Origin of the sequence: Mesorhizobium sp. Root102 (assembly GCF_001425625.1) — a bacterium.
Classification (GTDB): Bacteria; Pseudomonadota; Alphaproteobacteria; order Rhizobiales; family Rhizobiaceae; genus Mesorhizobium.
Genome location: NZ_LMCP01000009.1, coordinates 116,697 through 129,222 on the forward strand (window position 1 = coordinate 116,697; position 12,526 = coordinate 129,222).

Genomic DNA, 12,526 nt, shown 5'->3' on the forward strand with positions numbered 1-12,526 from the left:
TGTCGCCTAAGGTGCGCAGTGGTTTTGGGCAACGACATCACAAACAAGGAATGCATGTTGCAACGATGCGACGTGCATGGGTCTAGGAAAACAGACGGCGGTTTTGTCATGAGCGTTGCGCTGAAGGCGTCTGCTGCCCTCATGTTGATGCAGGGTGCGCTCTGGTCTGGTCCGGCACATGCCGACTGGCGCGATGATATCGGCACGTTTCGCATCGGCATCGTTGCCGGGCCAGGTGCCGGCAACACCGTTCCGGGGCTGGCTGTGTTGACCGACGCCTATACCAAGGCCTTGGGCATGAAGGTCGAGTTTGTCGTTGCCCGTGATTATGCCGCACTGATCGAGGCGCAGGCCAATGCCCGCATCCAATACGCGATCTATTCGGCTACCGCCTATGCGACGGCCTCGCAGCGCTGCTTATGTATCGAGCCGCTTGTGGCTCCGGTCGATTCCGACGGCGCGATCGGCATCCGCTCCATTCTGCTGACGCGGGACGGCAAGCTGCCTGACCTAGCGGCGATGGAGAGCCATCGCATCGCCATGGCACCTTCGGACAGCGTCGGCGGTTCTCTCTTGCCATTGGCGGCATTGGCGGCGGAAGGCCGCGAGTTTGCGGAAGATGCACCGTTTCTGGTCCATGCCGACTCGGCTGCGGCGGCCGAAACGATGCTAGTCGATGGCAAGGCCGATGGCCTGTTCGGCTGGGTGACGGCGGCTGCCGACGGCCAGCGGGAAACATCGGGCACGCAGGCAAGGCTCGAAGCGGCAGGGCTCTCAGTGACGGCGCTTCGGGTGGTATGGACGTCCGGCCTGCTGAGATATGGCCCCCACGCCGTCCGCAGCGATCTCGACCCTGAAGCCAAGCGCCGGCTCACCGTGTTCCTCACCAACCTCAAGTCGATGACGCCTGACATCTACGACCTCCTGGAATCGAAGCATTCGGGAGGCTTCGCCACCGTCGCCTCAAAGGATTACGAGATGGCCGTTGCTATCGTGCGCTTCGTCTCGGGCAGTGCTCCGCGGCAGTAGCGCAATTCCAGGAGACAAAGAGCGTAACGATTTCAGTCTGCGGTTAGATGGCAACAGAGAGCTGGAGCGATCGTGTGAAACGCCTGGCTGTCTCTGTTCAACAGTCGGTGCAAGGGATCCTCACGCTTCTGCGAGGGCGCAGATAGTAGGTTTCGCCCATGTTTATCTGGTTGAAAGCGGAGGTCATTGCAAGCTCGATGGCCGGCTTGTAGACGAGAGTGCTTTCGACGCGGATGAGGAAGGTGTTGGCGACCTTCAGCGTTGCTGGAACAGTGGTCTCCGTGGTTGCGGCGGCGCCAGCGCTGGGGACGCCATCGACCAACTTGCGTGACCATACCACCTGTGCCTTCGTCCCATCGGCTGAGACCTCTATTGCTGTGATGGTGATGCTCGGGGATGAGCGGCTGTATGGCTGAAGTGTGACGGGGCCGATCTTCATGATGCCCTCGACATCCGCCTTGACGACGCTTGTCTGCTGGGTGACGAGATCAGCCACCATGCTGCCGATACGACTGACCTTCTTGCTGGTCTCGATGGCCTGTGACGCCTCCATGGTCACCAAATACATGATCAGCAGGATAGGCATGATCAAGGCGAATTCGACTGCCGCGATACCGCGGCGGTCGGACCAGAATCGACTTGCTTTCCGCCAAACTCCCGCAGTCCTAAGATGTGCCCCCGCACGCATCATGCCCATTGCCCTTTTTCTTTTACTGCTTGTGCATCCGCCTCGAACTCAGTTGTCGAACGGCTCGTTCTGCCAGGTCACCGACGCGAAATGCAGAGTCTTGTTGCCGCCCATCGATTGGGCCAAAAGGTCGGTCATGATGGGCCATTTGTAAAAGACCCGCAGCATGTTCCTCGATTCCGGCCCCCCCCACGTAACAGAAAAGGCCGGCGTGGCGGTGCCGTTCGTCAGGATGACTTTGCCGCCCGCAGTCTTGAAGCCGGCCGCGGCCGCGTCGGCAAATGTCGTATACTGGCGAAGATCCACGTCCAGCTGATTGGGACAATCCTGGGAAACGATGATCTCCAGTTTGTCGCAGATCATGGTCTTCAAATTGTCTCCGGCGATGTCGGCCGCCTTCAACTGGCCGGTGCGCAACCGGCGCGAGACATCGTCGGTGATGTTGGCCATCACTTCCTGAGCGGCAAATGCGATGCAGCTCTCCAGAATGGCAAAGACAAGCAGTGCGAACGGGATTGCAAGGATTGCAAATTCGATTGCCGTGCTACCGCGCCGGTCGCGAAGGAAGCGGGCGGAAAGCCTCGGGCGCTTCGCCTGGTGGTCGCCTGCGCTGCCCAATTCCTTGCTCATGTCCGATCCTGCCGATCTCTATGCGGTCTCGGAAGGAGCATTAGCGCAAACCGATTTAGGCCCGGTTTGGATGATCGCTAAAGTCGGCGCCAGCTTATTAACCAGCCGATAACCTGAACGGCGAATGCGCCATCCTATCGGCTGACGCTCATCTCCGCTTCGGAGGCCTTCTCGGCATCGCTCTTGTAAGAGCTTTCGCAATAGGGCGTGCAGGACATCGTCTGTATTTCGGCACGCCGGTAGATACGCACGGAGGAGGCGGCCTGCCGCACGACGGTGACCTGCTCGTCGACGATCGGGCTGCCGTCCGTATCGAGCACGACCAGATTGGTGACGCCGAAGCCTTTGCCGGTCAGCACGATCGTCGAAGCGTCCTGCACGGAAGCGTCGGCGATTGCCGGGTTGCCGACCACGATCGTGTCGGCGGGGCGCGACAGTTTGACGATCTTGGCCTGGTTCATCGTGACCTCGATGCCACCGCCGGCCATCGCGGGCGCGATGAAGGTCGTGGCGGCAAGAAGCGCGGCAATCAGTATTGACGATCTCGGCTGGGCCATTGAGGCGCTCCACGCAGGCGGACTGATCAACGGAACATGAACGAGATTGGTGAACCAACGGTTAAGCGCGCGTTGTTGCCGATGGTGCAATGGCCGGCAAGGCAGCCTCCGAGCTGCGGTCCGGTCGGAGCCACAAGCGCCACAAAATCCGGAGACGGAAGGCCGGCGGCACTTTAGCCCGAAGTTAACCACGCAATATGTTCGAACCGGGAAAGGAATCGGTAAGGCTGTTTATTAAGCCGATCGAAAGAGCTTCTCCCTAGATTGGCAGCATCCGATCAACCATCACAGAAGTTGACGGAAGTGCTGTAACACGTGGAGTAGGAGCTCTCGAATGTCTAATCTCATCGCACGTTTTGTGAAGGACGAATCCGGCGCGACCGCTATCGAATATGGTCTGATCGCCGCTCTCATCGCGCTCGCCATCATCACCGGCGCCGGCGCGCTCGGCAATGCACTCAACGCCAAGTTCACGACTATCGCATCCAAGGTGACCGGCAGCTGATCTGTCGTATTGCTGAGCACTTGGATTGCGTTCTGGATAAAGGGTCGCCACGTGGCGGCCCTTTTTCCATGCCGTTGCAATATCAGTCGTCTTTTCGTTCCGGACCTCATCAATCGTTAATCGAACATGCCTAGATTGAGCCCCGTGGAATCTGACAATAGGCATAGCGCCGATGCTTGAAGCCCTGATCTTCGTCGTCTTTCCATTCTGCATGCTGTTTGCCGCGATCTCCGACATGCTGTCGATGACGATCGCCAATCGCGTGCCGGTGCTGCTCGTCGTTGTTTTCGCGCTGGTTGCGCCGCTGACGGGTATGGAATGGGCGGCCTATGGCGGGCATTTCGCCGCCGGCGCCTTGGTCCTGGCCGTGACGTTCGGCCTGTTCGCTCTGGGCGGCATGGGCGGCGGCGACGCCAAGCTTCTGGCTGCCACCGCGATGTGGATGGGTCTCAATGTCAATCTCGTCGAGTATCTTGTCGCCTCGACCATCATCGGCGGCCTGTTGACGCTGGCGATCATCATCTATCGGAAGTCGCTGCTTGCGGCCGTTACCGGCCGAAATCCGTTTCTGCGCCATTTCGCCGACGAGGCAAACGGGGTTCCCTACGGCATCGCGCTTGGCCTTGGCGGGTTGCTGACCTATCCGGACTCGCCTTTGATGGTATGGGCGCTCGCCAGGCTGGCGGCCTGAACACGATCTGATTTCTTTTATTGATCAGCACTGCCGCAACCGGCTTTCAACAAGGCCGGCCGGGTCTTTCTGCCGGTCTGGCCACATTCCGTCTAATTTATGTAAACCTTAAATTAATCACGATCGTAAGCATTACATTAACCTTGTTTTGACGATTGCCGCTGCAAAGTCCGGCTTGGCTACGTGGTTTGCCAGGGCAAGGGTTCGGACAGATGCCAGCATCGCGATTGATAATTCTGAGCGTGGCGGTGGCCGCGGCGGGTGGCGCAGGCTATGTCGCGAAAAACATGGTGGCACCGCCGCCCCAGATCGTCGTCGATTCCGGCCCCCAGGCTCCGGCGGTGTCTCTGCAGGATGTGCTTGTGCTTTCAGGCGACGTTCCCATGGGCAGCCCGATCCAAAACAACATCGCCTGGCAATCCTGGCCCGCCGACGGCGTCAATGCGAATTTCATCACCCGCACCGCCGAGCCCGAGGCACTGGACAAGCTGAAGGGTTCCGTCGCCCGTGTGGCGATGTACGCCGGAGAGCCTCTGCGGCGTTCCAAGCTGATCGGCGAGGGGCAAAGCTTCATGTCGTCGATCCTGCCTTCGGGCATGCGCGCGGTCGCCACGGCCATCTCGGCCGACACGTCGGCCGGCGGCTTCATTCTTCCGAACGATTTCGTCGATGTCATCATGACCCGCAGGGCCGATGCCGCCAGCGGTGCCGCCGGCTTCAACACCGAGACCATCCTCAAGAATATCCGCGTCCTGGCCATCGACCAGACAATCCAGGAGGATGAGGAAGGCAAGAAGACCAGGGTGGGCCAGACCGCCACGCTGGAACTGACGCCCAAGCAGGCGGAGATCATCACCGTCGCCCAACAGATGGCGGATCGCCTGACCTTGGCGCTGCGGGCGGTCGCGGACACGCAGGAAAAGAATCTGGGTGAGGCCGACTATCTCGTTTCCGGCAATGGCCGCAGGGGAACGGTGAGGCTGATCAAGTCGGGCGAAGTTTCCGAAGTAGGGGCAAGGAAATGAGGCTAAGTGGTAAACTGCCGGCAATTGTAGCCGCGGCATTCGGCCTGCTGCTCGTCGGAACGAATGTGCAAGGCGTTGTCGAGGCAAAGAACGCGCAGGTCACGGCATCGACGGCCACCCAGCGCGTCAAGCTCGGTCTCAACAAGTCGGTGGTCATCGACTTGCCGAGCGATGCCTACGACATTCTCGTCGCCAACCCAGCGGTGGCCGATGCGGTGACCCGCACCGCAAGGCGCATCTACCTGTTCGGCAAGGCGGTCGGCGAGACGAACATCTTTGTCTTCGGCCCGAATGGCGAGCAGATCGTCAGTCTGGATCTGGCCGTCGAACGCGACGTTGCCGGCCTTGAAGATTATATCAGGCGCTTCCTACCGACGTCGACCATCAAGGTGGAACTGCTGAATGACAACGTTGTCCTGACCGGAACGGTCGACACGCCACTGGACGCAAAACGCGCGGTCGACCTGGCGACCATCTTCGTTTCGGGTGGTGAAGCGACGACGGGACAATATTCGCAGACCGCGGCCGGCGGTTCGGCCCAGAGCGGTGTCGACATCAACAATCCGGACCAGGAGCGCCGCACCAGCAAGATCGTCAACCTGCTCCAGATCATCGGCGACGACCAGGTCACGCTGAAAGTGACGGTCGCCGAAGTCAGCCGTTCGGTGATGAAGCAGCTCGGCGTCAACATGGTCGGCAGTGGCGGCAGCAACGGCATCAGCTACGGCGCGACCAGCGACAACTTCACCGGCCTCGGCAAGCAGTTGTCGAATTCGGGCTTCAATATCGGCGCTTCGGGGCTGCAGGCTTATATCAACGCCATGGAGCAGTCCGGGGTCATGAAGACCTTGGCCGAGCCGACCTTGACCGCCGTGTCCGGCGAGAAGGCAACCTTTAAGGTCGGCGGTGAATACAACATGGTGAGCGGCGTCTCCCAGAACGTATCCACCGACAACCAGACTGGCCTGAAAACCTACACCCTCGACAAGATCGAGTATGGCATCGGCCTGGAATTCCTGCCGGTGGTGTTGTCTCCCGGCCGCATAAGCCTGAAAGTCAGAACCTCGGTTTCCGAGCCGACAACCGAGGGATCCGTATCGCTCTCTTCAGGCGTGACGAGTCCCGGCATGAATGCCCTGTCGCTGCGCAAGCGTCTTGCCGACACGACGGTGGAATTGCCCTCAGGTGGTTCCATGATGATCGCCGGCCTGGTTCGTGACGATGTCAGGCAAGCCGTCAACGGGTTGCCTGGACTGACAAAGATTCCCGTGCTCGGCGCGCTTTTCCGCAGCAGGGATTTCGTACGCAACGAGACGGAGCTCGTCATCATCATCACGCCCTATCTGGTGAAGCCGGTGGCACGCAACGACCTTGCCAAGCCGGATGACAATTTCAACGCCGCCAGCGATGGCGCCGGCATGTTCCTTGGCCGAGTCAATCGCGTCTACGGCACCATGCAGACCGACAAGCCCAACGGCCGTTACCATGGCGTTGTCGGCTTCATCTACAAGTGAGCGGGGAAGCGGACATGTCTCAGTCAGCATTGAAGGCAAGCACCATCGCCGCAACGATGCGCCTCGGTCGCTCGCGGGTCTGCCGGCGAGCCGTTCCGGCCTTGGCGGTTGCGGTTGCGGCGCTGCTCGCCGGCTGCGCCCATCGCGACAGCATCACTGTCGGCGCCATTCCGGACGACTATCGCACCAATCATCCGATCGTGATCGCGGAGAAAAATCAGAAGATAGACCTGCCGGTTGGTGCTGGTGACCGTGGCATGACCGGCTCCCAGCGCGACACGCTTCTCGGTTTTCTGGACGGCTATGACAAAAGCGCCGCCCCGACGCTGACGATCCAGGTCCCGAGCGGATCGGCCAACGAGGTCGCCGCGACCGCGGCTGCCCGCGATTTCGGCCGGCTTGCAATCGCCGCCGGCGTCAAGCGCAACCGGATCGTCATCACCTCCTATCAGGCTGCCTCGAGCGAGGTATCCTCGCCGGTTCGCGTCGCCTTTGTCGCGGTGAGAGCCCAGACCGACAAATGCGGACGCTGGCCCGCCGACCTCGTCGATACGTCGGAAAACAAGCACTATGCCGACTTTGGCTGCTCCTATCAGAACAATCTTGCCGCCCAGATGGCCAACCCGGCCGATCTGCTCGGCCCGCGCAAGCCTTCCACCATTGATGCAGAAAATCGCGGCGCGGTGATCGATGTCTACCGTGCAAGAGGCATCTCAGACGAGTTCCTCGGCAATTCGGAAGTGACCTACTGAGCCGCCCAGTCTCGGATAGAACAGGCTACGGGAAAGAGTATGACGATGAGCAACCTTGCCTACGACGCCCCGGTGGATGGCAGCGATACCTCGCAGCAGGACATCGCCGCGATGCAGGCATTGCGGCCGATCCCGCGCATCTCGATCCAGGCATTCTGCGAGACCGAGGGTGTTGCCAATCCGGTCGAACGGGCCGGCGAGGACCGCCGTATGTCGAAGGCGCATCTCAAGGTCCATATGGGTGGCGTCCCCACCGCCATCGAATTCTACCAATCGGCGCCGACGCCCAACCTGATCTTGCTGGAATCGCGCAGCGAGCCGAAGCAACTGCTGGAGCAACTCGCCCAGCTCTCGGAATATTGCGATCCGACGTCGAAGGTGGTGGTGATCGGTCATTACAATGATGTCGGTCTCTACCGCGAGCTCATCCGCAACGGCATTTCCGAATATGTGATCGCGCCGGTGTCGATGGCTGACATTGTCAGCGTGGTGTCGTCGATTTTCATCGATCCGGAAGCAGAGCCGCTCGGCCGTTCGATTGCCTTTGTCGGCGCCAAGGGCGGCGTCGGCTCCTCGACGATTGCCCACAATGTGGCTTGGGCGATTTCCTCCCTGTTCAAATCCGAGGTAGTCGTCGCCGATCTCGATCTCGCTTTCGGCACGGCCAACATCAATTTCGACCAGGATCCGGCGCAAGGCATCGCCGAGGCGGTGTTTTCGCCGGAGCGCATCGATGAAGTCTATCTTGACCGGCTGCTGACCCAGTGCGCCGAGCATCTGTCGTTGCTGGCAGCACCTTCGACGCTCGAACGGGTCTATGACTTCGACCCGGAGGCCTTCGCTCAGCTCATCGACACCGCCCAGCGCAGCGTGCCGCTTTTGGTGCTCGATGTTCCCCATGTCTGGACGGGCTGGACCAAGAACACCCTGGTCAAGGCCGACGAGATCGTCATCACGGCGACACCGGAACTGGCCAATCTGCGCAACACCAAGAACCTTGTCGACATGCTCAAACGGCTTCGTCCCAACGACCCGCCGCCAAAGCTTATCATCAACCAGGCCGGCGTCCCGAAGCGCCCGGAGATTTCGCCGTCCGATTTCGCCGAGCCGCTCGGCCTGTCGCCAATGTCGGTCATTGGTTTTGATCCGTTGCTGTTCGGCAATGCCGCCAACAACGGACGCATGCTTGGCGAAATGGATGCCAAGAATCCGGTTGTCGCAATGATCAACGAAATGGCCCATGTCCTGACCGGGCGCAGTGAAATCAAGGCCAAGAAGAAGGCCGGGCTTGGCAACCTGCTCGGCAAGTTTTCGCGCAGCAAGAAGTGATGCTTCAGCAGTGGAACCGGTAGTCGATCATGTTTGGTAAAAGAGGTAGCGACGACGGAAACCGGTTCACGCCGGAATTTCGCCAGCCAGCACCGGCGCCTGTTGCGCCGCCGGCGGCAAGTTCCGCGGAGACGGCAGTTCTGGCCCGGCCTGCGGCCGCGCCGAGCGCACCTGTCGCGCCGCCGGCGCGTCGCGCGGTCGAGGCACCGCCATTGGCGCCTGAGCCGAAGCGGGCACAGCGCGAAAAGAGCGAAACCTATTACGACACCAAGAGCCAGGTTTTCTCCGCGCTCATCGACACGATCGACCTGTCGCAGCTCGCCAAGCTTGATCCGGAAAGCGCGCGCGAGGAAATCCGCGACATCGTCAACGACATCATCGCCATCAAGAATTTCGCGATGACGATCGCCGAGCAGGAAGAACTGCTCGAGGACATCTGCAACGATGTGCTCGGCTATGGGCCGCTCGAGCCGCTGCTCGCCCGCGACGACATCGCCGACATCATGGTCAACGGCTCCAAGAACGTCTACATCGAAGTCAACGGCAAGGTCGAGCAGACCGGCATCCGCTTCCGTGACAACCAGCAGCTCCTCAATATCTGCCAGCGCATCGTCAGCCAGGTCGGCCGCCGTGTCGACGAATCCAGTCCGATCTGCGACGCGCGTCTTCCCGACGGCTCCCGCGTCAACGTTATCGCGCCGCCGCTCTCCATCGACGGCGCGACGCTCACCATCCGCAAATTCAAGAAGGACAAGCTGACGCTCGATCAGTTGGTCAAGTTCGGCGCCATTTCACCGCAGGGCGCCGAAGTTCTCAAGATCATCAGCCGTGTTCGCTGCAACATAGTCATCTCGGGCGGTACCGGCTCGGGCAAGACGACGCTGCTCAACTGCCTGACCAACTATATCGACCGCGACGAGCGCGTCATCACCTGCGAGGACTCAGCCGAGCTGCAATTGCAGCAGCCGCATGTGGTGCGCCTTGAAACCCGCCCGCCCAATCTAGAGGGCGAGGGTGAGGTGACGATGCGCGACCTGGTCAAGAACTGCCTGCGCATGCGGCCCGAGCGCATCATCGTCGGCGAAGTGCGCGGACCCGAGGTGTTCGACCTTCTGCAGGCGATGAACACCGGCCATGACGGCTCGATGGGAACGATCCACTCGAACAGCCCGCGCGAATGCCTGAACCGTATGGAATCCATGATCGCCATGGGCGGTTATTCGCTGCCGCAGAAAACAGTGCGCGAAATCGTCGTCGGCTCCATCGACGTGATCATCCAGGCGGCGCGCCTGCGCGATGGATCGCGTCGCATCACCCACATCACCGAGGTGATCGGAATGGAGGGCGACGTCATCATCACGCAGGATATCGTCCTCTACAACATCAAGGGCGAGGACGCCAATGGCAGGCTGCTGGGAGAGCATGTATCGACCGGCATCGGTCGGCCGCATTTCTGGGAACGGGCCCGCTATTATGGCGAGGAGCAGCGCCTCGCCATTGCGCTTGAGGCGATGGAGAAACGCGCTGACTGACGCATCCTGGGGCGTAAGGGTTCGGGCCAATGTTTGGAATTGACGGCACAGTACTGGCGTTTGTCGTGCTCGCCGGCTTCAGCGCCGGCGCGGTCGCCTATGCATTCCTGTTCACCCGGATCAGCAACGAGAAACAGGTTGGCAAGCGGCTCGAAACGATCAGGACCGCCGAGACGGATCGTTCCGTCGTCAAGGCCTCGCGCGACCGCGCAGCGGAAGCCGTCAAGCGGCGCAAATCGGTTCAGGATTCTCTCAACGAGCTCGACGCAAAGCAGAAAACCAAGGACAGCGCGGTCAAGAAACCGCCGCTGAAAGCCCAGCTCCGTCAGGCCGGGCTGAAGACCACAATCGAGCGCTTCTATATATACTCCGCCATATGCGGCCTCGCTTTGACGATGGCTGCCTTTGTGGCCGGAGCGCCGCTGATCGTCTTGCCGGGCGTGCTGCTGGCCGGTGCGCTCGGCCTGCCGCGCTGGTTCGTCTCGTTTCGTCGCGCGCGCCGCGTCAAGGCATTCCTCAACGAATTTCCGAACGCGCTCGACATCATCGTGCGCGCCGTAAAATCCGGCCTGCCGCTGAACGACGCCGTGCGCCTGATCGCCAACGAATCGCCCGAACCGGTGAAGACCGAATTTCGTCGCATCGTCGATTCCCAGCAGATGGGCCTGTCGATCCCCGATGCGACCTTGCGCATGCCCGAAACCATGCCTTGCACGGAGGCAAGCTTCTTCGGCATCGTCATCCAGATTCAGTCGCAAGCCGGCGGCAATCTTTCCGAGGCGCTGGGCAATCTTTCGCGCGTGCTTCGCGATCGCAAGAAGATGAAAGCCAAGGTAGCGGCGCTGTCGATGGAAGCCAAGGCGTCCGCCGCGATCATCGGTGCGCTGCCCTTCATCGTCGCCTTTCTCGTCTACCTGTCGAGCCCGGCCTACCTGATGCCGCTGTTCGTCACCAGCGTTGGACATCTCATCCTTGGGTGCTCGGCAGTCTGGATGTCTATCGGCATCTTTGTGATGCGCAAGATGATGAACTTCGAAGTCTAGGATCGTGGCATGACCGAGCAAGTCATCAAAACCCTGACGGATCCGACCTTCCTGATCGCGCTGCTGGTCGCCATTGCGGTGTTTGCGACCGTCTTCACCTTGCTGCCGGCGTTTGGCGGAAACCAGCTCAAGTCGCGCATGAAAACCGTTGCGCTGGAACGCGACGAACTGCGTGCCAAGCAGCGCGCCCGGCTTGCCGTCGAGGCGGATCGCCGTCGCAAGGGTCTGCGCGAGGAACAGTCGGTTGGGATGCGCAACATTGTCGACCGGCTGGATCTGAGGCGCGCGCTCGCCGATGAGGGCACGTTGCAGAAACTCAAGGTGGCCGGGTTTCGCGGGCAGAACCCGCTGACGCGGTTTCTTTTCTTCCGTCTCGTGCTTCCCTTCGTCGGCTTCGCGCTGGCGGCAATCTACATCTTCGTGCTTGGAGGATTGCCCGACAAACCATTGGTCATCAGACTGTTCGTCTGCATCCTCGTTGCGTATGGCGGCTTCTACGCACCGGTGGTCTATGTCAACAACCGTGCCACCAAGCGGAAGCAGTCGATCCAGATGGCATGGCCGGATGCGCTCGATCTGCTGCTGATCTGCGTCGAGTCGGGCATGTCGGTGGAAGCAGCACTGCGCAAGGTCGCTGACGAGATCGGTGCGCAATCGGTGGCTCTGGCGGAAGAATTCATCCTCACCAACGCCGAGCTTTCCTATCTGCAGGAGCGCAAGCAGGCCTACGAGAACCTGGCAAGCCGGACCGGCCTGGATTCGGTCAAGTCTGTGTCGCAGGCACTCGTCCAAGCCGAGCGCTACGGCACGCCGGTGGCACATGCGCTGCGCGTGCTTGCCGCCGAAAGCCGCGACATGCGTATGAATGCGGCCGAGAAGAAGGCCGCCGCCTTGCCGCCAAAGCTCACCGTGCCGATGATCCTGTTTTTCCTGCCGGTGCTTTTTGCCATCATTCTGGGTCCCGCCGGCATTCAGGTCAGCCAGCGCGGTATCTTCGGAGATCATCCGGCACCGGCATCAGCTCAGTAGCGGCGAGGCAAATCCCCGTAAGAAGATGTGAAGAAGCCGCGCTGCATGCAGCGCGGCTTCAGACTGCTGACAAACCCCGTCGATTTTCGGCGGGGTTTTTTGTTATGTGATTGAAGTGTCTTGGACAGTTTGTGTCAGGAGATTTTGGCAGGAGGCATTGAGCCTCATGCGCGGGCCGGTTTGGGCTTTGGCCACAGGCAAA

General features: G+C 60.6%; 13 protein-coding genes. 10 read left to right on the forward strand and 3 right to left on the reverse strand.

Annotated elements, in window-relative coordinates; translation table 11 throughout:
• Window positions 1–108: 108 nt before the first annotated feature.
• Window positions 109–1,029: a PhnD/SsuA/transferrin family substrate-binding protein gene (locus ASD12_RS10070; RefSeq protein ID WP_056584911.1), complete on the forward strand. Its 921-nt coding sequence runs from the start codon at window positions 109–111 to the stop codon at window positions 1,027–1,029.
• A gap of 97 nt (window positions 1,030–1,126) precedes the next feature.
• On the opposite strand, the gene ASD12_RS10075 is transcribed toward ASD12_RS10070, so the two are convergent.
• The 3 genes from ASD12_RS10075 to ASD12_RS10085 form a co-directional block, all read right to left on the reverse strand.
• Window positions 1,127–1,720: a TadE/TadG family type IV pilus assembly protein gene (locus ASD12_RS10075; RefSeq protein ID WP_056584955.1), complete on the reverse strand. Its 594-nt coding sequence runs from the start codon at window positions 1,718–1,720 to the stop codon at window positions 1,127–1,129.
• A 45-nt stretch (window positions 1,721–1,765) separates the two neighbouring features.
• The gene (locus ASD12_RS10080) at window positions 1,766–2,347 is read right to left on the reverse strand and encodes a TadE/TadG family type IV pilus assembly protein (protein ID WP_056584913.1); all 582 of its coding nucleotides are present in this window, start codon (window positions 2,345–2,347) and stop codon (window positions 1,766–1,768) included.
• A gap of 134 nt (window positions 2,348–2,481) precedes the next feature.
• Complete coding sequence (locus tag ASD12_RS10085) at window positions 2,482–2,904, reverse strand: pilus assembly protein N-terminal domain-containing protein (RefSeq protein WP_056584915.1); 423 nt, start codon at window positions 2,902–2,904, stop codon at window positions 2,482–2,484.
• Window positions 2,905–3,238: 334 nt separating this feature from the next.
• Here ASD12_RS10085 and ASD12_RS10090 point away from each other — a divergent pair, with 334 nt between their 5' ends.
• From ASD12_RS10090 to ASD12_RS10130, 9 genes are all read left to right on the forward strand, one after another.
• Window positions 3,239–3,409, forward strand: a complete 171-nt coding sequence (locus ASD12_RS10090; RefSeq protein WP_056584917.1) for a Flp family type IVb pilin — start codon at window positions 3,239–3,241, stop codon at window positions 3,407–3,409.
• Window positions 3,410–3,581: 172 nt separating this feature from the next.
• Window positions 3,582–4,100: a prepilin peptidase gene (locus ASD12_RS10095; protein ID WP_056584919.1), complete on the forward strand. Its 519-nt coding sequence runs from the start codon at window positions 3,582–3,584 to the stop codon at window positions 4,098–4,100.
• A gap of 212 nt (window positions 4,101–4,312) precedes the next feature.
• Window positions 4,313–5,125: a Flp pilus assembly protein CpaB gene (gene cpaB / locus ASD12_RS10100; RefSeq protein WP_056584921.1), complete on the forward strand. Its 813-nt coding sequence runs from the start codon at window positions 4,313–4,315 to the stop codon at window positions 5,123–5,125.
• Complete coding sequence (locus tag ASD12_RS10105; protein WP_056584923.1) at window positions 5,122–6,639, forward strand: type II and III secretion system protein family protein; 1,518 nt, start codon at window positions 5,122–5,124, stop codon at window positions 6,637–6,639. The genes cpaB and ASD12_RS10105 overlap by 4 nt, the downstream gene beginning before the upstream one ends.
• A 14-nt stretch (window positions 6,640–6,653) precedes the next feature.
• Window positions 6,654–7,391, forward strand: coding sequence for a CpaD family pilus assembly protein (locus tag ASD12_RS10110; protein WP_056584927.1), 738 nt, complete (start codon window positions 6,654–6,656; stop codon window positions 7,389–7,391).
• 39 nt (window positions 7,392–7,430) lie between these two features.
• Window positions 7,431–8,720: a CpaE family protein gene (locus tag ASD12_RS10115; RefSeq protein WP_056584929.1), complete on the forward strand. Its 1,290-nt coding sequence runs from the start codon at window positions 7,431–7,433 to the stop codon at window positions 8,718–8,720.
• A gap of 29 nt (window positions 8,721–8,749) precedes the next feature.
• Window positions 8,750–10,252: a CpaF family protein gene (locus ASD12_RS10120; RefSeq protein ID WP_056584931.1), complete on the forward strand. Its 1,503-nt coding sequence runs from the start codon at window positions 8,750–8,752 to the stop codon at window positions 10,250–10,252.
• A 29-nt stretch (window positions 10,253–10,281) separates the two neighbouring features.
• Window positions 10,282–11,295, forward strand: coding sequence for a type II secretion system F family protein (locus ASD12_RS10125; RefSeq protein WP_056584933.1), 1,014 nt, complete (start codon window positions 10,282–10,284; stop codon window positions 11,293–11,295).
• A gap of 9 nt (window positions 11,296–11,304) precedes the next feature.
• Window positions 11,305–12,324, forward strand: a complete 1,020-nt coding sequence (locus ASD12_RS10130; RefSeq protein WP_056584935.1) for a type II secretion system F family protein — start codon at window positions 11,305–11,307, stop codon at window positions 12,322–12,324.
• Window positions 12,325–12,526: the final 202 nt, after the last annotated feature.

What these genes read in the sequence shown, in the direction of transcription:
- ASD12_RS10080 (WP_056584913.1), bottom strand. Translation starts at nt 2,347, where the DNA reads ATGAGCAAGGAATTGGGCAGCGCAGGCGACCACCAGGCGAAGCGCCCG.
- ASD12_RS10070 (WP_056584911.1), top strand. Translation starts at nt 109, where the DNA reads ATGAGCGTTGCGCTGAAGGCGTCTGCTGCCCTCATGTTGATGCAGGGT.
- cpaB (WP_056584921.1), top strand. Translation starts at nt 4,313, where the DNA reads ATGCCAGCATCGCGATTGATAATTCTGAGCGTGGCGGTGGCCGCGGCG.
- ASD12_RS10085 (WP_056584915.1), bottom strand. Translation starts at nt 2,904, where the DNA reads ATGGCCCAGCCGAGATCGTCAATACTGATTGCCGCGCTTCTTGCCGCC.
- ASD12_RS10090 (WP_056584917.1), top strand. Translation starts at nt 3,239, where the DNA reads ATGTCTAATCTCATCGCACGTTTTGTGAAGGACGAATCCGGCGCGACC.
- ASD12_RS10115 (WP_056584929.1), top strand. Translation starts at nt 7,431, where the DNA reads ATGACGATGAGCAACCTTGCCTACGACGCCCCGGTGGATGGCAGCGAT.
- ASD12_RS10125 (WP_056584933.1), top strand. Translation starts at nt 10,282, where the DNA reads ATGTTTGGAATTGACGGCACAGTACTGGCGTTTGTCGTGCTCGCCGGC.
- ASD12_RS10075 (WP_056584955.1), bottom strand. Translation starts at nt 1,720, where the DNA reads ATGATGCGTGCGGGGGCACATCTTAGGACTGCGGGAGTTTGGCGGAAA.
- ASD12_RS10130 (WP_056584935.1), top strand. Translation starts at nt 11,305, where the DNA reads ATGACCGAGCAAGTCATCAAAACCCTGACGGATCCGACCTTCCTGATC.
- ASD12_RS10110 (WP_056584927.1), top strand. Translation starts at nt 6,654, where the DNA reads ATGTCTCAGTCAGCATTGAAGGCAAGCACCATCGCCGCAACGATGCGC.
- ASD12_RS10120 (WP_056584931.1), top strand. Translation starts at nt 8,750, where the DNA reads ATGTTTGGTAAAAGAGGTAGCGACGACGGAAACCGGTTCACGCCGGAA.
- ASD12_RS10105 (WP_056584923.1), top strand. Translation starts at nt 5,122, where the DNA reads ATGAGGCTAAGTGGTAAACTGCCGGCAATTGTAGCCGCGGCATTCGGC.
- ASD12_RS10095 (WP_056584919.1), top strand. Translation starts at nt 3,582, where the DNA reads ATGCTTGAAGCCCTGATCTTCGTCGTCTTTCCATTCTGCATGCTGTTT.